This window comes from Paraburkholderia sp. SECH4 (assembly GCF_030511745.1).
GTDB lineage: Bacteria > Pseudomonadota > Gammaproteobacteria > Burkholderiales > Burkholderiaceae > Paraburkholderia > Paraburkholderia madseniana.
In genome coordinates this window covers 57,346-79,559 of the sequence record NZ_JALOCP010000002.1, presented here as the reverse complement: position 1 = coordinate 79,559, position 22,214 = coordinate 57,346, and the positions used below count along the sequence as shown (strand labels likewise).

Below are 22,214 nucleotides of genomic sequence, written 5' to 3'. Positions count from 1 at the left end.
TCTGCCGGCGCGCCCGATTGGGTTCAGCTATCGGTCACTGCGTGCGCGGCACGGCAACGTGTTCGTGGTAGTGGATCCGCGGCGCGATACGCGCGCGCCGGCGGCATGATTCTGGTGATCCTCAGCGGCCTCGCTGCGGGATCGTCGCCACGCTCAGGCGGCTTCGCGCGGCGCCGGCGGCTCGACGTCTTCGGCATCGCAAAAGGCCAGCACCTCGTCGACGTATTGCGCGAATTCGCTGATTGCGTGGTCACTCCCTTGGATCAGCGTAGTGCGCGCGCCCGGATAGTGCGCGAGCATTTCGCGGTAATCGAGCACTTCGTCGCCGGTGGCGGCCATCAAATAATAGCGTTCGGGCCGCGTGATCGACGCGACGCCGAGCGCGCGCAGCTCGTCCAGATGATGTGGCTCGACCGTGATGCTGCCGCCGCCGTGCCACAGCGGCTGCTCGCCGAGATAGGCGCTCAGGTCACGCTGCGGCACGACCGCCGGGTTCAGCAGCACCGCCGGCCAGCCGTGCTTCTCGGCGAGATGCGTGGCGAAGTAGCCGCCGAGCGAACTGCCGATCACCGTGACGTCTTTCGGCTTCGCGGCCGCCACCAGCGATTCGGCGAGCGCCACGGTCTCGAACGGCGAGACCGGCAGCATCGGACAGCACCATTCGTCGCTGCGGCCGAGTTCGACGAGGCGCGCCGCCAGCACGCGCGCCTTGAACGAATTAGGTGACGAGCGGAAACCGTGCAGATAAAGGATCACGAAGCCCCTCGCGCGGAAAGTGCGTCGAGCAGCTTCTGATGCACGCCGCCGAAGCCGCCGTTGCTCATCACCAGAATCTGGTCGCCGGGGCGCGCTGCGTGAACCACCGCCTTGACCAGCGCGTCGAGATTGTCGAAAGCCTGCGCTTTGCCGTCGAGGGGCGCGAGCGCTTCGCCGAGATCCCAGCCGAGTGCGTCGCGGCCAGCGGGCGCGCCGTAGCCGAACACGAGATCCGCATCGGCCAGACTCGCCGGCAGTTGCGCTTTCATCACGCCGAGCTTCATGGTGTTCGAGCGCGGCTCCAGCACGGCCAGAATTCGTGTGTTTTCATGGCCGACGCGTGCACGCAGTCCGGCCACCGTGGTTTCGATCGCCGTGGGGTGGTGCGCGAAATCGTCGTAGACGGTCACGCCGTCGACGCTTCCGCGCACTTCCATACGGCGCTTCACATTCCGGAAGCTCGCCAGCGACTTCGCGGCTTGCGCCGGCGGCACGCCGACATGGCGCGCGGCGGCGATCGCAGCAAGCGCGTTCATGCGGTTGTGTTCGCCCTGCACCTGCCAATCGACCACGCCGACGCGCTCACTGTTGTGATACACGGCGAAACGCTCGTCGACCGGCACGCCGTCTTCCGCCGGCAAGGTTTCCCAGCCGCCTTGCACGCCGAACCGTTCGACTTCGCTCCAGCAACCGCGCGTCAGCACGCGCTCCAGCGCGTCTTCACGACCGTTCGTGACGATACGGCCAATGCCCGGCACCGTGCGGATCAGGTGATGGAACTGCGTTTCGATCGCCGCCAGATCCGGGAAAATGTCGGCGTGATCGAACTCGAGGTTGTTCAGGACCGCGGTTTTCGGCCGGTAGTGGACGAACTTCGAGCGCTTGTCGAAGAAGGCCGTGTCGTATTCGTCGGCTTCGATCACGAAGAAGCTCGAATCGGTCAGCCGCGCCGACACGCCGAAGTTCAGCGGCACGCCGCCGATCAGGAAGCCCGGATTAAGACCCGCGTCTTCGAGCAGCCAGGTCAGCATCGAACTGGTGGTGGTCTTGCCGTGCGTGCCGGCCACCGCCAGCACCCACTTGCCGTTCAGCACATGCTCGCCGAGCCACTGCGGACCGGAGACGTAAGGCAGGCCGCGATCGAGAATCGCTTCCATGAGCGTGTTGCCGCGCGAGACCACATTGCCGATCACGAACAGGTCGGCGTTGAGGCCGTTCAACTGCTCGGCGTCATAGCCTTCAATCAGACGAATGCCTTGCGCCTCGAGCTGCGTGCTCATCGGCGGATAGACGCCGGCGTCGCAGCCCGTCACGGTGTGGCCCGCGGCGCGCGCGAGGACCGCGAGTCCGCCCATGAACGTGCCGCAGATACCGAGGATGTGGATGTGCATAAGCCTGTCGTGCCGCGCGGGCGTATTTTGCGAGGGATGGGAGTGCAGAAGAGCGGTCGAAACGACCGTCCGCAAAGGACGCTATTGTAACCGACGCCTCCGAATCGCCCTACGAACGGGGCCGCCAGGATGGCTGCCCGCCCCGCCCCCGCAAAATGCCCGGCATGAACCGCCCAGAAAGGGCTGCCATCAATCTCTAGTATGATTGAGAGATGGTTCGCAAATCACATTTCGATCCGCAGCGCGTGCGCGAGGAAATCGCCATTGCGGCTGCCCGGATGATCGCTGAAGACGGTCTGGACTACGCAACGGCCAAGCGTAAAGCGGCACGGCAGGTAGTCGGCGAGAGCCGTGTTGCCGGCGAATGGCTGCCGGATAACGACCAGATTGAAGAAGAAATCCGTGAATATCAGTCGCTTTTCCAGGGTGACAGCCAGCCGGCGCTGTTGCGGCGGCTGCGCCGTATCGCGATCGACTGGATGGAGCGGCTTGCGCCGTTCAATCCCTATCTGACCGGCGCGGTGCTCGGCGGCACAGCGGGTGAACACTCGGATATTCACCTGCAGGTGTTCTGCGACAACCCGAAAGAAGTCGCGATCTACTTTCTGAACGCCAACATCCAGTACGACGTTTCGGAGACGCGGCATTTTGCCGGCCGCGGTTACGTCGAGACGCTGAGCTTCCTCTGGCGCCCCACAAACGAAGGGCGCGATGCGGAGCCGACCGGCATCCACGTCGCCCTGTACGAAACGGACGACTTGCGCGGCGCGGTTCGGGCCGACGCGCGCGGCCGCACGGCCCGGGCGAATCAGCAGGCCGTTCAGGCGCTGCTCGACAGCAGCAACGTCACCTCTTCAACTAATTAGACAGACCTGGAATGAATACGACACGGATTCTGGCAGGCGCGCTTGTCGCGATCGCCGCTGCGGGTGGCGGGGTGCTGGCCAATCACTTGCTGAACGGCGCCCCGGAAGTCGCCCACGCGGCGCAGCCCGGTTCCACGCAAAGCGCAGTCGAGCAACTTTGGACCGCGCCCGTCACGAATGTCGACGGCAAGCCGCAATCGCTAAGTTTGCTTAAAGGCCACCCAATCGTCGTCAACTTCTGGGCGTCGTGGTGCGGACCGTGCGTCGAGGAAATGCCCGCTCTTTCGCAACTTCAACGCGAATATGCAAAGAAAGGGATCCAGTTCGTAGGACTTGGCGTCGATTCGGATAAAAACGTTCAGGCGTTCCTGCAGAAGGTGAAAGTAGCCTATCCGATCTACGTGACCGGATTCGGCGGCGCCGACCTCGCGCGCGCGTTTGGCAACACCGCCGGTGGCCTGCCCTTTACCGTCGTCATTGACGCAAAAGGCAACATTCGTTCGACAAAATTAGGCCAAATCGACCCGCAAGCGCTGAAACAGACGCTCGACGCGCTCTAAATTTCACATTCTTTTGACGATCAGATCGGGGCAAAAGGCGCGAAATTACGCGCAAATCGCTCAAATTTGGGAGAAGATGGGCGCCCGGAGAGGCGGCGAAAGGTCGCCGGGATCGTTTCCAACGCGCAGGAAACTAGACAAGTTTCTCTAATCAGCGCTAAAGTGCGCCCAATTCCACGGAAAAAGAAGCGACCATGACGCGACTGCTGGTACTGCACGGCCCCAACCTCAACCTTCTCGGCACCCGGGAACCCGAGGTTTATGGTCGAGTAACGCTGCCGCAGATCGATCAGGCACTCGCGGACCGCGCAGCGGACGCGGGCGTCGACCTCGCATCCTTCCAGAGCAATCATGAAGGCGCTCTCGTCGATCGCATCCAATCCGCCCGGACTGAAAAAACCGATTTCATACTAATCAATCCCGCCGCGTACACGCACACCAGCGTGGCCATTCGGGACGCACTGGCGGGGGTCGGCATCCCGTTCGTCGAGATTCATCTGTCGAACGTACATCGCCGCGAACCGTTCCGGCATCACTCGTATTTCTCCGACCAGGCTGAAGGCGTGATTTGCGGCCTCGGCTGGAAGGGATATATGTACGCGCTCGAATTCGCGCTCGACCGGCTGTCGGCCGGCTCGTCGCGCGGCTGATTCCAAACACGTCCAATTTAAGCCGGGTACTGCGATTGCACGCGCCGGCACTTTACGCATTGAAAGGGGCTTCCTGATGGATCTACGTAAACTTAAAACTCTGATCGACCTCGTCTCGGAGTCCGGTATTTCCGAACTCGAAGTGACTGAAGGCGAAGGCAAGGTCCGCATCGTCAAGAATGCGCCGCCGGTTTACGTGCAACCGTCCGCTTCGTATGCTCCGCAATATGCCCAGCCGGTACCGCTGCCGGGCGGCGAAGCACCGGCTGCCGCAGCGGGCGCCCCGGCTACGCCGGCCGCCGTCGCGCCGCAAGGCCACGTGGTGACCTCGCCGATGGTCGGCACCTTCTACCGCGCGCCGTCGCCGGGCGCCGATCCGTTCGTCCAGGTGGGCGACACGGTCAAGGAAGGCCAGACGATCTGCATCATCGAAGCGATGAAGTTGCTCAACGAAATCGAGTCGGACAAGTCCGGCGTGGTGAAGGAAATCCTCGTCGAAAACGGCCAGGCGGTCGAGTACGGCCAACCGTTGTTCGTGGTCGGCTAACGCGGCACGCTTTGCGCTTTTTTTGCGCCTGCCGCCCGCGCGTCTGCTGTCCAAGGCGCGCGACCGATCCTCTGAGGCAGCCTGTGTTGTGATCAACCGGGCGCCCATTGATGAGTCGAAAATCCGCTATGTTTGAAAAAATTCTCATTGCCAATCGCGGCGAGATCGCGCTTCGTATCCAGCGCGCCTGCCGCGAACTCGGCGTCAAGACGGTCGTCGTCTATTCGGAAGCCGACAAGGAAGCCAAGTACGTGAAGCTCGCCGACGAGGCGGTCTGTATCGGCCCGGCGCCTTCGAATCTGAGCTACCTGAACATGCCGGCGCTGATCAGCGCGGCAGAAGTGACGGACGCCGAAGCGATCCACCCCGGCTACGGCTTCCTGTCGGAAAACGCCGACTTCGCCGAGCGCGTCGAGCAGTCCGGCTTCACCTTTATCGGCCCGCGCCCGGAAACGATCCGGATGATGGGCGACAAGGTGACCGCCAAGCAAACCATGATCAAGACCGGCGTGCCCTGCGTGCCGGGTTCTGAAGGCGCGTTGCCGGAAGATCCGAAAGAGATCGTGAAAATTGCCCGCCAGGTCGGCTACCCGGTGATCATCAAGGCCGCCGGCGGCGGCGGTGGCCGCGGCATGCGCGTGGTCCACACCGAAGCGGCGCTGGTCAACGCGGTCAACATGACGCGCGAGGAAGCCGGCCGTGCCTTCGGCAACCCGCAGGTCTACATGGAGAAATTCCTGGAGAACCCGCGGCACATCGAAATTCAGATCCTGTCCGACTCGTTCAAGAACGCAGTCTGGCTCGGCGAGCGCGATTGCTCGATGCAGCGCCGTCACCAGAAGGTGATCGAAGAAGCGCCGGCGCCCGGTATCGCGCGCCGCCTGATCGACCGCATCGGCGATCGCTGCGCGGACGCCTGCAAGAAGATGGGCTATCTTGGCGCGGGTACGTTCGAATTCCTGTACGAAAACGGCGAGTTTTACTTCATCGAGATGAACACGCGCGTGCAGGTCGAGCATCCGGTGACCGAGCTGATCACCGGCGTTGACATCGTGCAGGAACAGATTCGCATCGCAGCGGGCGAGAAGCTCGCGTTCCGTCAGCGCGACATCGTGTTCAAGGGTCATGCGATCGAATGCCGGATCAACGCGGAAGATCCGTTCAAGTTCACGCCGTCGCCGGGACGTTTGACGTCGTGGCATATGCCGGGCGGTCCCGGCATCCGCGTCGATTCGCACGCCTACAATGGCTATTTCGTGCCGCCGAACTATGATTCGATGATCGGCAAGCTGATAGCTTATGGCGCGACGCGCGAGCAGGCGATCAAGCGGATGCGCATCGCGCTGTCGGAAATGGTGGTGGAAGGCATTCAGACCAACATCCCGCTGCACCGCGAGCTGATGCTGGACGCGAAGTTCGTGGAAGGCGGCACCAGCATTCACTACCTCGAAAACCGGTTGGCCGCGAAGCAGCAGGCCGCGCCGGAAGAAGCGTAAGTCATGAGCTACCGGGAACTGATCGCCGAGCTGGCACGCGAGCACGCGGAGGAGTTCTCCGACGCGCTGCTCGAGTTGGGTGCGCTGTCCGTATCGGTCGAAGATGCGGACGCCGACACGCCCGACGAGCAGCCGCTGTTCGGCGAACCCGGTCTCACGCCGGATCGCACGGCGTGGCAGCGTTCGCGCGTGATCGCACTGCTCGCGCCGGAACAGGAGCCGGGTGTGCTGCTCGCGGCGGCGGCCAATGAGGTGGGACTGGAAAGCGCGCCATCGTTTACCGTGCGTGAAGTCGAAGAGCAGGATTGGGTGCGTCTCACACAGTCGCAATTCGATCCGATTTCGATCGGCGAGCGCATCTGGGTGGTGCCCTCGTGGCACGACGCACCGGACCCTGACGCACTCGTGCTGGAACTCGATCCGGGCCTCGCATTCGGTACCGGCAGCCACCCCACTACGCGTCTGTGCATGGAATGGCTGGAGCAGTCGGTGAAGGCGGAGCAATCCGTGCTCGACTACGGCTGCGGCTCGGGCATCCTTGCAATCCTCGCGAAGAAGTGCGGCGCCAACCCGGTGTACGGCATCGATATCGACCCGCAGGCGGTCGAATCGGCCCGTCACAACAGCGAGCGCAACCGGGCGGAAGTCACGTACGGTTTGCCTGACGAATGCCCCACCGGCGAGTTCGATATCGTGGTCGCCAACATCCTGTCCAACCCGCTCAAGCTGATGGCCTCGATGCTGTCGTCGAAGGTCAAGCCGGGCGGCCGGATCGCGCTGTCAGGCATTCTGGCGCGCCAGGCGGACGAAGTGGCGCAGGTCTATTCGCGATGGATCGACATCGGCGTATGGCGCGAACACGAAGGTTGGGTATGCCTGACGGGAACGCGCCGCGAAAGCCATTAGAATAAGGCGTATTGTCCAACCAACGGCCTTTCGGCTTACCGGCTCAATATGCTCCTGGCGACGCGTTGCCCCTTCTGCGAAACCGTCTTCCGCCTGCAACCGGCGCAGCTCGCGCTGCGCCGCGGCCTCGTGCGTTGCGGGCAGTGCCATGAAGTATTTGACGCATCGAGCAGCCTGTTCGAACTGAACGAGGACGGCGACTTCTCCACCGCCAAGCCGGTTGCCGCGGCTGCGGCGATCGAGGCTTTGTCCGGCGTACGCCCCAAGGGCCCCGATTTCAGTGCTGAAGCATGGGATCCGTGGGCACCGGCGCCCGACGCCGCGATCGACAACCGCCTGCTTCACAACGCCAGCAACCTGCCGCTCACGCCGATTTCCACCGGTGCAGGCGTCGCGGTCACGCCGCGCCACGCTACCGAGCCGGAACTGCCGGCGAGCGCCTTCACCGCGCCGATTGCTGCCGACCACGAACCCAGTCTCGCGAACGCGCCGCTCGAACCCGTTGCCCACGAGGCCGAGGCGCCCCCGGACCTGCCGCGTGAGCCTTTCGCTTACGAGGCCAATCCGTCTGCGGACGCAGCGCCGCGCGTCTGGCACAAGACCGAGCGTCCTTCTGAACATCTCGCTGATGCTGACGAGCCGGTTTTGCACGAACCGGCCAGCTTGCATGGCATTCCTGACAATGAACCGCATTTCGGTGCGGCCGGCTTAGGTGGGGCCGCCTCAGGTGGGGCCGGCTTAGGCGCTGCAGGCGTAGCTGCGGCAGCCGGACTGGGTGCCGCCGCCGCGGGCGGTGGCTCAGGTCCAGGTCCAGCCACCTTTGGATCGAGCGGCGAACCCTTCGCGGTCCAGCCGGTGCATGACGGCGTCGATCCCTTCCCGGTGGTACGCGAAACACGTCCGGCCGAACCGCGCCGCCTCGGCTGGATCATCTTCGGCTCGGTGGTCGCCGCGCTACTGGTTATCGCCCTGCTCGCGCAACTCGCCTGGTGGCAGCGTGAAACCATGCAGGTCTACTTCCCACGTTCGCAGACGCTCTACGTAAAGGCCTGCGCGCAGCTCGGCTGCCAGATCACGCCGCCGCACGACATCGACGGTTTGCAGGTCGAACCATCCGACCTGCGGCAGATCGACGGCCCGCACAAGCTCGAACTGAAGATGCCGCTGCGCAACCGCGCCAATGTTGCGCTGGCCTACCCGGCCATCGAACTCACGCTGCTCGACGACCAGAACAATGTCGCCGTGCGCCGCGTGCTGTGGCCGCAAGACTACGTCGCACCCGGCACGCCGATCGCGGCCGGATTGCCGGCGCACACGACCCAGACCATGATCGTGCATCTCGACACGGGCAATGCGGTCGCGTCCAATTTCCGCGTACAGATTTTTTATCCGTAACGCATCCTCGCGCCCGGCACTGACCGGGCGTGTTCACCGTCATTACTGACGAATTTTCGGAGCACGACAACATGAGTCAAGTTACGCTGGGTGGCAACCCGATCGAAGTAGCCGGCACGTTCCCGAGCGCGGGCCAGACTGCCCCCGCCTTCTCGCTGGTCGGCAAGGATCTGAAGCCCCTGTCGCTGGCCGACTTTGCCGGCAAGCGCAAGGTGCTGAACATCGTCCCGAGCCTCGACACGCCGACCTGCGCCACGTCGACCCGCAAGTTCAACGAGGCAGCAGCCAAGCTGAGCAACACGGCTGTGATCGTCGTGTCGGGCGACCTGCCGTTCGCCGCATCGCGTTTCTGCACGACCGAAGGCATCGAGAACGTCGTGACGGCGTCCACGTTCCGCGGCCATGAGTTCGCGCAAGCCTATGGCGTCGACGTCACGAGCGGCCCGCTAACGGGTCTGACGGCACGCGCCGTGGTGGTCCTCGACGAGAACGACAAGGTCGTGCACGCTGAGCTGGTCGGCGAAATCAAGAACGAACCGAACTACGACGCAGCGCTTGCCGCGCTGAAGTAAAACCTTCGCGCACGAACCCCGGCGCCGCGCTTCATGCGCGGCGCTGTCACGTCGTCGCGCCATTCTTTTTATCGATTTTTACAGGAACGCTCGCCTTGGCTACGCTGATTTGCGGTTCGCTCGCCTACGACAACATCATGACCTTCGAAGGCCGCTTTCGGGAGCACATCCTGCCGGAGCAGGTCCACATCCTGAACGTGAGCTTCCTCGTGCCGACGATGCGCCGTGAGTTCGGCGGCTGCGCGGGCAATATCGCCTACTCGCTGCATCTACTCGGTGGCAACGCGCGCATCATGGGCGCGCTTGGCGCGGTCGACGCGCAGCTCTACATGGACCGCTTCAAGCAGCTCGGCCTCTCGACGGAAAACGTCCTGGTGGTGCCGGACACGTACTCGGCCCAGGCGATGATCACCACCGACCTCGAAAACAACCAGATCACGGCGTTCCACCCGGGCGCGATGATGCAGGCGCATCTGAACCGTGCCGACGAAGCGAAGGGCATCACACTCGGCATCGTCGGACCGGATGGTTACGACGCCATGATCCAGCATTCCGAGCACCTGGCAGCGGCCGGCGTGCCGTTTATCTTCGATCCGGGTCAAGGTTTGCCGCTGTTCGACGGTGAGTCGCTACGCCGCATGATTGAACTTGCTACTTACGTAGCTGTCAACGATTACGAAGCCAAACTGGTGAGCAATAAAACGGGTTGGTCGATCGAAGAGATCGCCGGCAAGATCGAAGCGCTGATTGTCACGCTCGGCGAACAAGGCGCGCAGATCCATCACGCCGGCGGCATCGAAGCCATTCCGGCGGTCAAGGCACAGCAGGTGCTCGATCCTACGGGCTGTGGCGACGCGTTCCGCGGCGGCCTGCTGTATGGCATCGAGAACAAGCTGGGCTGGGCGACCACCGGGCGTCTGGCGAGCCTGATGGGCGCGCTGAAGATCGAACACCAGGGCCCGCAAAACTACGCGCCCAACCGGGCGGAGATCAACGAACGGTTCAAGCAGGCGTTCGGATACGACCTGCAGTAATGCCGCAAGCTATTGGAGTTAGGGAATGAGAACAACGAGTCGTCTGGTAGTGGCCGCCTTGATTGCCGGTTCGCTGGCCATGTCGGGGTGTGCGTACAACAGCAGTTCTGCCGACGTCTACACCGCGTCGCAGGCACAGCGCGAAGAGACGGTCCGCATGGGCACGGTCGACAGCGTTCGGGCCGTGAAGATCAGTTCGAACAACGGCCAGCCGAGCGGCCTGGGTGCGATCGGCGGCGGTGCGTTGGGCGCGGTGGCCGGCAGCGCGATCGGCGGCGGTCGCGGCTCGATCGTGACGGGCATCATCGGCGGCCTGGCTGGCGCAGTGGCAGGCAATGCAGTCGAGAACGGCGTCGCGGTGCACGACGGCCTCGAGATCACCGTGCGACTCGATAACGGCGACATGCGCGCGATCACCCAAAGCGCCACCGGCGAAATCTTCCGCGCCGGCGAGCGCGTCCGTCTGCTTTCCAGCGGCGGCGTCACGCGCGTCACGCACTAAGTTTCCCCTCTCGTGCGGTCGCGCTTCACGCGCCGCCGCGACGACCTCAAACGCATGCCCTCTGTGCATGCGTTTTTTTTTCGCCTGCGGGTTTTGCACTCGTTTCTCAAAACCGGCGCCTTCGCCCGAGCAAAAAAAATCCCGTCGCCAGAAACCCGGCAACGGGACCCTGACCGAGTAGCGCTCGGTGATGTTGCTTCAAGCGCTACTCGATCATCGACACACAGTACGACGTGTCGAAGTACTTCTACCGCTTACGGACGGCTGCCCGTCGGGAACGGCCATGCCGCTGCCGGGTTCAGCGCGGTCTTCACCGTCGCCGCCGGTGCGCTCGAGACAGAAGTCGCAGCGGGAGCAGGAGCAGCCTTCTTGGCGACAGCCTTCTTCGCAGGGGCAGCCTTCTTGGCAGGAGCAGCGGCCTTCTTCGCGGCAGCCTTCTTGGCAGGCGCAGCCTTTTTAGCGGCAGCCTTTTTCGCAGGCGCAGCCTTCTTGGCGGCAGCCTTCTTAGCAGGCGCAGCTTTCTTGGCAGCAGCCTTCTTGGCAGGCGCAGCCTTCTTGGCAGCAGCCTTCTTAGCCGGCGCCTTCTTTGCTGCAGCCTTCTTCGCCGGTGCTGCCTTCTTTGCTGCAACCTTCTTCACTGCTGCCTTCTTAGCCGGCGCCGCCTTCTTTGCCGGTGCCTTCTTCGCTGCAACCTTCTTCACTGCGACTTTCTTAGCAGCGACTTTCTTCGCCGGAGCAGCCTTCTTCGCTGCAACCTTCTTCACTGCGACTTTCTTAGCAGCGACTTTTTTCGCCGGAGCAGCCTTCTTTGCCGGAGCAGCTTTCTTAGCTGCGGGTTTCTTAGCTGCTGCTTTCTTGATAGTTGCCATCATTTTCTCCTTCAGGTTTTCAGATGAGAGTCAGTTCAAACTACACCCTTCGTCAAAACCCGCTTCCCGCGGACGCTTCTCAGGGCGCGCGCTACGAAGCGGGCTATTCATCGGCGTACGCAGGTGCTGCGCGCTTACGCTAATGAATGCGGTAAGGCGCGCCGTGCCCTTGGGCACCGCGCGCCAGATCTGGTCGGCGCTGGATCTCAACGCCGGCAATTGCTTGATCGGGCCGCTGGCGGCGACGCCAGCGGCTTTTTCCGGGGGGAAGTTTGCCCATCCCACTGAAGGGTTCGCAAAGTGCCAGTCATGTTTGTGGGCCGCGAAGGCACGCGGCGCACTGGGCACAATTTGCATCAGGCGGTTCTGCTCCTAACTAAATTGCCGCGGCCGAAGCCTGCCGGCATCCCCAAAATGAATGCATCTGCGACACGAACCCGGATCACTCCCAGGTCAGCGCGCCGCCAGTCTGATATTCGATCACTCGCGTCTCGAAGAAGTTGCGTTCCTTCTTCAGGTCGATCATCTCGCTCATCCACGGGAACGGGTTTTCCTCGTTCGGGTACAGCGGATCGAGACCGATCTGCTGGCAACGGCGGTTGCAGATGAAACGCAGATAGCTCTTGAACATCGACGCATTGAGGCCGAGCACCCCGCGCGGCATCGTATCTTCTGCGTAACGATATTCAAGTTCGACCGCTTGCTGGAAGATCTCGCGGATTTCCGCGCGGAACTCAGCCGTCCAGAGTTGCGGGTTTTCGAGTTTGATCTGGTTGATCAGGTCGATGCCGAAATTGCAGTGCATCGACTCGTCGCGCAGGATGTATTGGTACTGTTCCGCCGCGCCGGTCATCTTGTTCTGGCGGCCCAGCGCCAGGATTTGCGTAAAGCCGACGTAGAAGAACAGGCCTTCCATCACACAGGCGAACACGATCAGCGAGCGCAGCAGGGTCTGGTCTGCCTCGAGCGTGCCGGTCTTGAAGGCCGGGTCGGTCAGCGTATGGATGAACGGAATCAGGAATTCGTCTTTCGCGCGGATCGAGGAAACCTCGTGATACGCGTTGAAGATTTCGCCTTCGTCGAGACCCAGGGACTCGACGATGTACTGGTAAGCGTGCGTGTGGATCGCCTCTTCGAACGCCTGGCGCAGCAGGAACTGGCGGCATTCGGGCGCCGTGATGTGGCGGTAGGTGCCCAGCACGATGTTGTTGGCGGCCAGAGAATCTGCCGTCACGAAGAAGCCCAGGTTGCGCTTGACGATGCGGCGCTCGTCTTCGGTCAGCCCGTTCGGGTCTTTCCAGAGGGCGATGTCGCGCGACATGTTCACTTCTTGCGGCATCCAGTGGTTGGCGCAACCAGCCAGATACTTTTCCCAGGCCCACTTGTATTTGAACGGCACTAACTGATTGACGTCGGTCTGGCCGTTGATGATGCGTTTGTCGGCGACATTGACTCGCGCTTCGGAGGCGGCAGCCGTTCCGGTAGCAGCGTGGGTCACATGAGCGACGGGAGCGACTGCGATGTCGTTCGCGAAGATGTCTTGAGCCGAGGGAGCGTGAGGAGCGGAACGCGTTCCGACTTGCGAACCGACAGCCGATCCCGCAGCGTTGCGCAACACATTCTGTTGCGTAGCGCTCGAGGGAGTTACGGCAGTGATCTCGTCATCCCAGTTGAGCATAAATGTCACCATCAATTTAGAACGGTTTGTACCATCTTTTCACGAGCGATAAAAGAGTTCGCTGATGAAAAATCCTGTTTTCGATTCGCGTTGCTACGTTCATACAACACTTTGTTCAACAGACTGTGTGTGTCGCCTCATGTGAAGCGTGTTGAACGTGTGTCGTCGAGGTGCTTCGCGAGCTCGAAGAGCAACGTGTTAAAGCGACGTTTCGCTGCTCTATCTATCTGTATTGCGGAGCGTGCTTGCAGCGTTTTGCGATTGCTTCCTGCTGCCTCGTGCTGACGTTCCGGCTGTCCCGTGGTTGCCTGTTCGTCAGTGCCGGCGAGGTGAAGTTCAATGCAATGTCGAGCGATGCATCTGGCCGGCTGTGTCGATCGAGCTTCGACCGGGGCGTTTGCTGAGCGCTTCATGTCGAGCGCTTCGTCTGTGCTGCCGACTGCTGTCTGCTTCATCTACTACTTGCTTACCGCTTGCCTGCTGTTCGCCTGCCGCTTCACGACTTCAGTTGCTTGCCGTGCTTCGCTGCTTTTCGACGAGCGGCGCAACGTCGATTTCGTTTCGCTGCGCCGCTCGTCTACTTCACTTATGCATCACTTCTATGAGGCTTGCTGATCGCTGCATTCGGGTCTTTACCTACAACCCTTAGCCAGGCGGCGATCCTTCCGCCTGCTTCGTGCTTGCCCGGCAGTTGCCAGGCTTCTTACTGGCAAGCCTCGCACTCGTCGAAACCAGGATCGCCCGGACGCATCATGCACACCGGACCATCTGCTTCCGGCGCTGCTTCGACCGCAACTGCCGGCGCTGCCGCCGCGACCTGGATGCCGCCCGAAGCTGCACCGCCGCTCGCGCCGAAGCCGCCGGCCGCGCCGCCGCCGACACCACCCGCACCGCCCGATCCTTCGCCGCCACCCGAGCTCACCGCGTTCAGCGCGCCGTGCGCCACCGTCGACTTCTCGACGTGCGTCGCCGCCATCGTGCGGAGGTAGTAGGTCGTCTTCAGACCGCGTACCCATGCGAGCTTGTAGATCTCGTCGAGCTTCTTGCCCGACGCGCCGCCCATGTAAATGTTCAGCGACTGGGCCTGGTCGATCCACTTCTGGCGACGCGAAGCCGCCTCGACCAGCCACACCGGGTCGAGTTCGAACGCGGTCGCGTAGATCGCGCGCAGGTCGGCCGGGATGCGGTCGATGCGCGACAGCGTGCCGTCGAAGTACTTCAGGTCGGCGACCATGACTTCGTCCCACAGACCGCGTTCCTTCAGGTCGCGCACCAGGTAGTCGTTGACCACCGTGAATTCGCCCGACAGATTCGACTTCACATACAGGTTCTGGAACGTCGGTTCGATACAGGCCGACACGCCGATGATGTTCGAGATGGTCGCCGTCGGTGCGATGGCGACGCAGTTCGAGTTGCGCATGCCGTAGGTGGCGATGCGCGAACGCAGTTCGGTCCAGTCCATCGATTCGCTCGAATCGACTTCAACGTAACCGCCACGCGCTTCGGCCAGCAGCTTCACCGAGTCTTGCGGCAGGATGCCGCGATCCCACAGCGAGCCGCGGTAGCTGGAGTAACGGCCGCGTTCCTGCGCCAGTTCCGTCGACGCGTAGTAAGCGTAGTAGCAGACCGCTTCCATCGACGTATCGGCGAACGCAACCGCCTCTTGCGACGCGTACGGCGTGCGCAGCAGGTGCAGGCAGTCCTGGAAGCCCATGATGCCCATGCCGACCGGACGGTGCTTCAGGTTCGAGTTACGCGCCTTGGCGACTGCGTAGTAATTGATGTCGATCACGTTGTCGAGCATGCGCATCGCGACGCTGACGGTGCGCTTCAGCTTGTCGTGGTCGAGCGCCAGGGTGCCGTCGGCCTGTTCCTTCAGGTGAGCGACGAGGTTCACGGAGCCCAGGTTGCAGACGGCGATTTCGGCGTCGCTGGTGTTCAGCGTGATTTCCGTGCACAGGTTCGACGAGTGGACGACACCGACGTGCTGTTGCGGCGAACGCACATTGCACGGATCCTTGAACGTGATCCACGGGTGGCCGGTTTCGAACAGCATGCCCAGCATCTTGCGCCACAGTTGCGCCGCCGGGATCTTCTTGAACAGCTTGATCTCGCCGCGCGCAACCTTGTCTTCGTAAGCCGTGTAAGCCGTTTCGAATTCGGCGCCGAACTTGTCGTGCAGGTCCGGGCAGGTGGACGGCGAGAACAGCGTCCAGTCGCCGCCTTCGTGCACGCGCTTCATGAACAGGTCGGGAATCCAGTTCGCCGTGTTCATGTCGTGGGTGCGGCGACGATCGTCGCCGGTGTTCTTACGCAGCTCGAGGAATTCTTCGATGTCCAGGTGCCACGTTTCCAGGTACGCGCAGACCGCGCCCTTGCGCTTGCCGCCCTGGTTCACAGCGACAGCCGTGTCGTTGACGACCTTCAGGAACGGCACGACGCCTTGCGACTTGCCATTGGTGCCCTTGATGTGCGAACCCAGAGCACGCACGCGCGTCCAGTCGTTGCCCAGACCGCCGGCGAATTTCGACAGCAGCGCGTTTTCCTTCAGCGCTTCGTAGATGCCGTCGAGGTCGTCGTCGACCGTCGTCAGGTAGCACGACGACAGTTGCGAGCGGCGGGTACCCGAGTTGAACAAAGTGGGCGTGGACGACATGAAGTCGAAGCTCGACAGCACCTTGTAAAACTCGATCGCGCGCGCTTCGCGGTCGATCTCGTTCAGCGACAGACCCATCGCCACACGCATAAAGAATGCCTGCGGCATTTCGATGCGCACGCCGTCGTGATGCAGGAAGTAGCGGTCGTACAGCGTTTGCAGACCGAGGTAGCCGAACTGCAGGTCGCGGTTGTTGTCGAGTGCGGCGCCGAGGCGCTTCAGGTCGAACTGCAGCAGCTTGTCGTCGAGCAGCTCGGCTTGCACGCCGCGCTTGATGAATTGCGGGAAGTACTCGGCGTAGCGTTCGCCCATTTCCGTTTGCGTGACTTCCTCTTCGAGGATCTCGCGGCGGATCGTGTGCAGCAGGATGCGTGCGGTGACCTGGCTATAAGCCGGGTCTTTTTCGATCATCGTGCGGGCAGCCAGAATTGCCGAGTCGTAGACCTGGCTCATCGGCACGCCGTCGTACAGATTCTTGACCGTTTCCGCGATGATCGGATCGGCGCTCACGGCGTCGCCCAGGTTCGAGCAGGCCAGTTCGATGATGCCGCGCAGCGCAGCCATGTCGAGCGGACGCGTCACGCCGTTGTCGGTGACGTTCAGGCCCGGCGTGCTGGCGACGATCTGGTCGTCATGACCGCGCGCCTGGGTGCGCTTCTCGCGATACAGCACATACGCACGCGCGACGTTGTGTTCGCCGCCGCGCATCAGCGCGAGTTCGACCTGATCCTGGATGTCTTCGATATGGAACGTGCCGCCGTTCGGACGGCTGCGCACGAGCGCACGCACCACATTCTGCGTGAGTTGCTCGACCAGTTCGCGCACGCGAGCCGACGCCGCGCCTTGACCACCGTTGACGGCCAGAAATGCCTTCGTCACGGCGATGGCGATTTTCGACGGCTCGAACGACACCACGCTGCCGTTACGACGGATCACCTTGTAGTCGGCGTAGGTCACTTGCGGCGCGAGCGCCTGGGCGCCTTGTGTCTGGCCGAAGGCCTGGCCAGCCGGTGAACCCTCGTACCGGGTCGTCGCGTTGTCGGTGGTTTGCATGTGCAAAGCTCCTGGTCTTGGAAATGTTGCGGAGATAACCGCGGATTAAAACGAACGCTGCGCCGCCGCGTGCGCAAGCGATGGGGTGCAGGAAAAAGGCCGGCTGAGCCGGGTGGCGGGATGCGACAGCGATGAAGCCTGATTCGAATTGATAACGGTCTTCACCATGTGTGTCGCGATCACTTGCTATGCCCTTTTCCTGAATGCTTCTGGACGCTGCCGGCTCTCTCGACCGGCCACGCCGCAGGAATATTTTTCGCTGCCCGGAATGCTTGCGGCGCCATGCTCGGGAAGCGGGGCGCCGCAGACTTATGCACTCAGTTATGCACAGAGTTATACACACCGGACACAAGATATAGTGCGAAACTGAATTTCTGGCACCAAGTATAGTGTAGTTTCAAGACAGGTCAAATCGTTTTATTTGCTTTCAAAGGCTTGACTTTTGCATAGCGCGACGCGAAGCCGACTCCCCGGAGAACAAGGCAGCGCCTTGTTCTCCTCGCATCACGCGAGGTTGCGCGAAGGGTCGTTACAGCGTTTTGGAAAACTTGAGATAGGGGAAGTACTGATCCGCTAACGCGGCGTCGCGCTGCAGACGCTGCCACTCGAAATGCGGCCCTGGATCGGTCTTGCGGCCGGGGGCGATGTCCGAGTGACCGGCGAGGCCTTCGACCGGATAGCGGGCCTTGAGCGCCGTCACAAGTGCACCGAGCGTGCGATATTGCGCCGCTTCGAAAGCAGTCGTATCACTGCCCTCCAGCTCGATGCCGATCGAGAAATCGTTGCAGCGCTCGCGGCCGAAAAAATTCGACGGCCCGGCGTGCCATGCCCGCTCGTTGCAGGACACGAATTGCTCGAGCGCGCCGTCGCGATGAATCACGAAATGCGCCGACACCCGCACGCCGCGCAGATGCGTGTCGTAGTACGGGTGAGCGTCGCAGTCGAGTGTGTTCTGGAACAGTTCGGCGATCGCCGTGCCGCCAAACTCATCTGGCGGCAGGCTGATGTTGTGGACGACGATCAGCGTCGGCACGGCCCCTTCGGGCCGCGCTTCGAAATTCGGCGATGGCAGCTTGCGTGCGGCGGCAACCCAACCGTCGGCATCGACGGTGAACGCGACGTTCATCGAGCGTCGCGGCCCGAGGGACGCGCGCCATGACGCTGCGCGTGCGCGGCGCTGCAGAAAGGCTGCCCCGCCACCACCACGGAGTCGCTCTTCGGCGCGTGCACGCCGCACTCGGCGCAACGGATCATCGGCTCGGCGAGCTGGGGCTGCGCTTGCGGCGCATTGGGTCCACGCGCGCCGCCATTCGGACCGCTCTGGCCTCTTGCACCGCCGGCACCCGCGGCGCCATTCGCACCGGCGCCGGTGCGTTGCGACGCTTGCGCGTCATGGCGACGCAGCGCCTTGACCAGCCACTGGCCAACGATGAACAACAGGATCAGCAGAAAAATTTGTCGCATAGCAGGACACTCACACTACAGCACGGTGCAACAGCACCTCGAATACGAAACGGCTGCCGACGTACGCCAGCAACAGCGCGACGAACGACGCCAGCACCCAGCGCAATGCCGCACGGCCGCGCCAGCCGGAAACCTTGCGCGCAGTCAGCAGCGCGCCGAACATCACCCAGGAAAGAATCGCGAAGACGGTCTTGTGATCGAGCCGCAAGGCGCGGTCGACCAGTTGCTCGCTGAACAGGATGCCCGATACCAGCGTCAGCGTGAGCAGCACGAAGCCGGCGCCGATCAGACGGAACAGCAGCTTTTCAAGTGTCAGCAGCGGCGGCAAGGTGTCGAGCCAGCTCGACAGCCAGCCGTTGCCCGCCGCAGCCGTATTGCGTTGCGACATGCCGCCGCGCATGGCATGCAGACGCCGCTCGACCAGCAGCATCAGAACCGCGTGCAGCGCCGCGATCGCGAACAAGCCGTACGCGATATTGGCGATCAGAAAATGCAGCTTGAACATCGGCGCGGCTGAATACGGCAGCACGCGCACGCCATTGAACGCCAGCGGCAATAAAGAAGCGACGCAGGCAAGCGGCAACACCAGCAGGCGCAAGCCGTCGAGTGGAAAGAAAAAGCTCTCGATCCAGTAGATGCCGGCGCCGAGCCAGAACATCGCCGACAGCGCGAACGCGAAACCGAACACCATCGCGTTTTGGGGAAAGATGGTGGTGTGCAGCAGCACGCCGTGGGCAAGCAGCGCGACAAACAGCAGCGCGCGGCCCGAGGTGCTCATGCCCGAAGCGGCCGATGAGGCCGGGATGCCCGCGGAGACGGGCACCGGCGGCACGCTCTCGAGCATGGGGCGCAAGGCGGCGTGCCGGTGCGAGCGCCAGCCGGCCACGGCTAGACCGCCGTAGAGGAGCGCAGTGAGGGCATACAGTACAATATCCATATTCGAAGTTTACACTAGGCCCCTGCTCCGCGACGTCTCCCTCATCGCGCCCCGCTCCGGCCGCACAGTTCATCGCTCCCCATGCTCGACAATCTGACTCAACGGATGGCGCGCGTCGTCAAGACGCTGCGCGGCGAAGCCCGGCTCACCGAGGCGAACACCCAGGAAATGCTGCGTGAAGTGCGCCTCGCGCTCCTCGAAGCGGACGTGGCGCTGCCCGTCGTGCGCGAGTTCATCGCCAAGGTGAAGGAAAAAGCGCTCGGCGAGGAGGTGATCAGCAGCCTGTCCCCGGGTCAGGCGCTGGTCGGCGTGGTGCAGCGCGAGCTGACCGCGATCATCGGCGGCGACTATGAAGGCAAGGCTGTCGAGCTGAACCTCGCCGTCACGCCGCCGGCCGTCATCCTGATGGCGGGTCTGCAAGGCGCCGGCAAAACGACCACGGTCGGCAAGCTCGCCAAGCTCCTGCGCGAAAAGTACAAGAAGAAGGTCCTCACCGTTTCGTGCGACGTCTACCGCCCGGCTGCTATTGCGCAGTTGAAGACGGTGACCGAGCAGGTCGGCGCGGACTTCTTCCCGTCGGAACCGGATCAGAAGCCAGTGGATATCGCGATCGCCGCGGTGGATTGGGCCAAGCGCCACTACCACGACGTGCTGCTGGTCGACACGGCCGGCCGTCTGGGTATCGACGAAGCGATGATGGCCGAAATCACCGCGCTGCACAGCACGCTGAAACCGGCGGAAACGCTGTTCGTCGTCGACGCGATGCTCGGCCAGGACGCGGTCAACACCGCGAAGGCCTTTAGCGACGCATTGCCGCTCACCGGCGTCGTCCTCACCAAGCTCGACGGCGATTCACGCGGTGGCGCGGCGCTCTCCGTGCGCCACGTGACGGGCAAGCCGATCAAGTTCGTCGGCGTCGCCGAAAAGCTCGATGGCCTCGAAATTTTCTACCCGGATCGCATGGCGAACCGGATTCTCGGCATGGGCGACATTCTCGCCCTCGTCGAAGAAGCACAACGCGGTGTGGACGTTCAGGCCGCGCAGAAGCTCGCCGACAAGGTCAAGAAAGGCGGCGACTTCGACCTCAACGATTTCCGCACGCAGCTTACGCAGATGAAGAGCATGGGCGGCCTGTCGTCGCTGATGGACAAGCTGCCCGCGCAGTTCCAGCAGGCCGCTGCCGGCGCCAATATGGGCATGGCCGAATCGCAGATGCGCCGCATGGAAGGCATCATCAATTCGATGACACCGCTGGAGCGCGCCAAGCCCGATCTGATCAAGGCCACCCGCAAGCGCCGCATTGCCGCCGGCGCGGGCGTGCAGGTGCAGGAAGTCAACCGCATGCTGAATCAGTACGACCAGATGCGCACGATGATGAAAAAGCTGAAGGGCGGCAATCTGCAAAAGATGATGCGCGGCATGAAGGGCATGATGCCCGGCATGCGCTAAGCTTTAGCAAGACGGCGGCGCGCGTGCTTCCGTGCGTAAACAACGGCACGCGCGGCTGACTCCGGATTTGTGCGGGTTTATTCTGTACCGCACGCCGTCGTTCTCACCCACACTATGTATACAGTTACCGCCCGTCAGACGTCATGAACCGCGAAGAAGCTCTCCATATTTTTAGCCACTCCGAAGAAATCGTTTCGGCCGACGACGTCAACGCGTCGATCAGCGGCATGGCTGCCGCCATCCGCAACGAGATGAGCGAGGACTTCCCGCTCGTGCTGTCGGTGATGGGCGGCGCGGCGGTGTTCACCGGCATGTTGCTGCCGCACCTCGATTTCCCGCTCGAGTTCGACTACATCCACCTGACCCGCTATCGCAACACCACCAAGGGTGGCAATGAGATGCAGTGGCGCGTGGCGCCGGCTGAGTCGGTGAAGGATCGCGTCGTGCTGGTGCTCGACGACATCCTCGACGAAGGCGAGACGATGGCCGCGATCCGCGATCGCATCCTCGCGATGGGCGCGAAGCGCTTCCTGAGCGCGGTGCTGTGCGAGAAGATCATTCCGAAGGCCAAGCCGCTGCGCCCGGATTACTGTGGTTTCGAAGTGCCGGACCGTTACGTGTTCGGTTGCGGGATGGATGCGAAAGGCTACTGGCGCAACCTGCCGACTATTCGGGCGTTGACCGAAGGGGCTTAACTTAAAGCCAGGTTGGTTTGGCGGCGCCATTTACGGCGCGCACCGGCGTAAAAAAAGCGGCCCACTGGCCGCTTTTTGTTTATCAGGCAGGTGATAGCACTGCTGCGCTACCGCGCTGAACCCCATACCCGATCTCACTCAAAGTTGATGCACAAAAGAGCGGATACCGCCGAGCATCATTTCGACTGAGATCGCCACCAGCACCAATCCCATTAGCCGCTCAAAGGCCATCATCGCGCGCTCGCCGAGCCACGCCTGAATGCGCTCCGCCAGCATCAGCACGATCGCGCAGACGATCATTGTGACGGTCAGCGCACCGATCCACTCGAACATCTTGCCGGGCGCCTGCGACGTCAACAACATCACCGTCGCCAGCGCCGACGGGCCAGCCAGTGCCGGAATGGCAAGAGGCACGATGAGCGGCTCGCCGCCGCGCGTGTCACCGCCGAACGGACCGTCAGGATGCGGAAACACCATCCTGAGCGCAATCAGAAACAGCACAATCCCGCCACCGATGCGCAAAGACTGGTCGGTCAGACTCATCATGCGCAGGAAGCGGTCGCCGACCACCATGAAGACCAGCAGGATCGCGAAGGCGATCGCCACCTCGCGGAGAATGACGATCGTGCGCCGCTTAGGCGATACGCTGCGCAGACAACTGATAAAGAGCGGAATATTGCCGAGCGGATCGGTGATCAGAATCAGCAGGACGGTCGCGGATACGAAGGTGTACTCCAC

Annotated in this window: 23 protein-coding genes; 13 read left to right on the top strand and 10 right to left on the bottom strand. The window is 62.6% G+C overall.

Annotated elements, in window-relative coordinates; all coding sequences use genetic code 11:
* Positions 1 to 153: 153 nt before the first annotated feature.
* Complete coding sequence (locus M0D67_RS03170; protein ID WP_093645190.1) at positions 154 to 756, bottom strand: YqiA/YcfP family alpha/beta fold hydrolase; 603 nt, start codon at positions 754 to 756, stop codon at positions 154 to 156.
* On the bottom strand, positions 753 to 2,147 hold the full coding sequence (gene mpl / locus M0D67_RS03165) for a UDP-N-acetylmuramate:L-alanyl-gamma-D-glutamyl-meso-diaminopimelate ligase (protein WP_154558122.1): 1,395 nt from the start codon (positions 2,145 to 2,147) through the stop codon (positions 753 to 755). The genes M0D67_RS03170 and mpl overlap by 4 nt, the downstream gene beginning before the upstream one ends.
* Positions 2,148 to 2,359: 212 nt before the next feature.
* On the opposite strand from mpl, the gene M0D67_RS03160 reads away from it, so the two are divergent.
* From M0D67_RS03160 to M0D67_RS03115, 10 genes are all read left to right on the top strand, one after another.
* Positions 2,360 to 3,013: a UDP-N-acetylmuramate--alanine ligase gene (locus tag M0D67_RS03160; protein WP_154558123.1), complete on the top strand. Its 654-nt coding sequence runs from the start codon at positions 2,360 to 2,362 to the stop codon at positions 3,011 to 3,013.
* 11 nt (positions 3,014 to 3,024) lie between these two features.
* Positions 3,025 to 3,573 (top strand): TlpA disulfide reductase family protein, encoded by a 549-nt coding sequence (locus M0D67_RS03155; RefSeq protein ID WP_154558124.1) that lies wholly within the window; start codon positions 3,025 to 3,027, stop codon positions 3,571 to 3,573.
* A gap of 194 nt (positions 3,574 to 3,767) precedes the next feature.
* The gene (aroQ, locus tag M0D67_RS03150) at positions 3,768 to 4,223 is read left to right on the top strand and encodes a type II 3-dehydroquinate dehydratase (protein WP_154558125.1); all 456 of its coding nucleotides are present in this window, start codon (positions 3,768 to 3,770) and stop codon (positions 4,221 to 4,223) included.
* 76 nt (positions 4,224 to 4,299) lie between these two features.
* Positions 4,300 to 4,770: an acetyl-CoA carboxylase biotin carboxyl carrier protein gene (gene accB / locus M0D67_RS03145; protein ID WP_097390440.1), complete on the top strand. Its 471-nt coding sequence runs from the start codon at positions 4,300 to 4,302 to the stop codon at positions 4,768 to 4,770.
* Between the two features lie 128 nt (positions 4,771 to 4,898).
* Complete coding sequence (gene accC / locus M0D67_RS03140; protein ID WP_054040733.1) at positions 4,899 to 6,266, top strand: acetyl-CoA carboxylase biotin carboxylase subunit; 1,368 nt, start codon at positions 4,899 to 4,901, stop codon at positions 6,264 to 6,266.
* Positions 6,267 to 6,269: 3 nt separating this feature from the next.
* Complete coding sequence (gene prmA / locus M0D67_RS03135) at positions 6,270 to 7,172, top strand: 50S ribosomal protein L11 methyltransferase (RefSeq protein WP_171926730.1); 903 nt, start codon at positions 6,270 to 6,272, stop codon at positions 7,170 to 7,172.
* Positions 7,173 to 7,220: 48 nt separating this feature from the next.
* Positions 7,221 to 8,567, top strand: coding sequence for a zinc-ribbon and DUF3426 domain-containing protein (locus M0D67_RS03130; RefSeq protein WP_154558127.1), 1,347 nt, complete (start codon positions 7,221 to 7,223; stop codon positions 8,565 to 8,567).
* 71 nt (positions 8,568 to 8,638) lie between these two features.
* Positions 8,639 to 9,139 carry a thiol peroxidase gene (gene tpx / locus M0D67_RS03125; RefSeq protein WP_154558128.1) on the top strand — a complete coding sequence of 167 codons (501 nt, stop codon included), beginning with the start codon at positions 8,639 to 8,641 and terminating at the stop codon, positions 9,137 to 9,139.
* 95 nt (positions 9,140 to 9,234) lie between these two features.
* Positions 9,235 to 10,173 carry a carbohydrate kinase family protein gene (locus M0D67_RS03120; RefSeq protein WP_154558129.1) on the top strand — a complete coding sequence of 313 codons (939 nt, stop codon included), beginning with the start codon at positions 9,235 to 9,237 and terminating at the stop codon, positions 10,171 to 10,173.
* A gap of 25 nt (positions 10,174 to 10,198) precedes the next feature.
* Positions 10,199 to 10,675, top strand: coding sequence for a glycine zipper 2TM domain-containing protein (locus M0D67_RS03115; RefSeq protein ID WP_054040737.1), 477 nt, complete (start codon positions 10,199 to 10,201; stop codon positions 10,673 to 10,675).
* 254 nt (positions 10,676 to 10,929) lie between these two features.
* On the opposite strand, the gene M0D67_RS03110 is transcribed toward M0D67_RS03115, so the two are convergent.
* The 3 genes from M0D67_RS03110 to M0D67_RS03100 form a co-directional block, all read right to left on the bottom strand.
* On the bottom strand, positions 10,930 to 11,544 hold the full coding sequence (locus M0D67_RS03110; protein ID WP_093645210.1) for a histone H1-like DNA-binding protein: 615 nt from the start codon (positions 11,542 to 11,544) through the stop codon (positions 10,930 to 10,932).
* Positions 11,545 to 11,574: 30 nt separating this feature from the next.
* Entirely contained in the window at positions 11,575 to 11,901 is a 327-nt protein-coding gene (locus M0D67_RS03105; protein ID WP_093645212.1) for a hypothetical protein, read from the bottom strand.
* Between the two features lie 85 nt (positions 11,902 to 11,986).
* A complete protein-coding gene (locus M0D67_RS03100) occupies positions 11,987 to 13,222 on the bottom strand; it encodes a ribonucleotide-diphosphate reductase subunit beta (protein ID WP_054040807.1) in 1,236 nt (411 codons plus the stop codon).
* 411 nt (positions 13,223 to 13,633) lie between these two features.
* Here M0D67_RS03100 and M0D67_RS03095 point away from each other — a divergent pair, with 411 nt between their 5' ends.
* Positions 13,634 to 13,837, top strand: a complete 204-nt coding sequence (locus tag M0D67_RS03095; RefSeq protein WP_266237271.1) for a hypothetical protein — start codon at positions 13,634 to 13,636, stop codon at positions 13,835 to 13,837.
* An 88-nt stretch (positions 13,838 to 13,925) separates the two neighbouring features.
* On the opposite strand, the gene M0D67_RS03090 is transcribed toward M0D67_RS03095, so the two are convergent.
* The 4 genes from M0D67_RS03090 to ccsA form a co-directional block, all read right to left on the bottom strand.
* Entirely contained in the window at positions 13,926 to 16,931 is a 3,006-nt protein-coding gene (locus M0D67_RS03090) for a ribonucleoside-diphosphate reductase subunit alpha (protein WP_154558131.1), read from the bottom strand.
* A gap of 529 nt (positions 16,932 to 17,460) precedes the next feature.
* Positions 17,461 to 18,057 carry a 1,6-anhydro-N-acetylmuramyl-L-alanine amidase AmpD gene (ampD, locus tag M0D67_RS03085; RefSeq protein ID WP_154558132.1) on the bottom strand — a complete coding sequence of 199 codons (597 nt, stop codon included), beginning with the start codon at positions 18,055 to 18,057 and terminating at the stop codon, positions 17,461 to 17,463.
* A complete protein-coding gene (locus M0D67_RS03080; protein WP_154558133.1) occupies positions 18,054 to 18,395 on the bottom strand; it encodes a PP0621 family protein in 342 nt (113 codons plus the stop codon). The genes ampD and M0D67_RS03080 overlap by 4 nt, the downstream gene beginning before the upstream one ends.
* 10 nt (positions 18,396 to 18,405) lie before the next feature.
* Positions 18,406 to 19,332 (bottom strand): inner membrane protein YpjD, encoded by a 927-nt coding sequence (gene ccsA / locus M0D67_RS03075; protein WP_154558134.1) that lies wholly within the window; start codon positions 19,330 to 19,332, stop codon positions 18,406 to 18,408.
* Between the two features lie 81 nt (positions 19,333 to 19,413).
* Between ccsA and ffh the strand changes: the two genes are divergently transcribed.
* Both ffh and M0D67_RS03065 read left to right on the top strand, forming a co-directional pair.
* Positions 19,414 to 20,781, top strand: a complete 1,368-nt coding sequence (gene ffh, locus M0D67_RS03070) for a signal recognition particle protein (RefSeq protein WP_154558135.1) — start codon at positions 19,414 to 19,416, stop codon at positions 20,779 to 20,781.
* A gap of 143 nt (positions 20,782 to 20,924) precedes the next feature.
* Entirely contained in the window at positions 20,925 to 21,476 is a 552-nt protein-coding gene (locus M0D67_RS03065; RefSeq protein WP_012434394.1) for a hypoxanthine-guanine phosphoribosyltransferase, read from the top strand.
* A 138-nt stretch (positions 21,477 to 21,614) separates the two neighbouring features.
* On the opposite strand, the gene M0D67_RS03060 is transcribed toward M0D67_RS03065, so the two are convergent.
* Complete coding sequence (locus tag M0D67_RS03060) at positions 21,615 to 22,214, bottom strand: MarC family protein (protein ID WP_054040747.1); 600 nt, start codon at positions 22,212 to 22,214, stop codon at positions 21,615 to 21,617.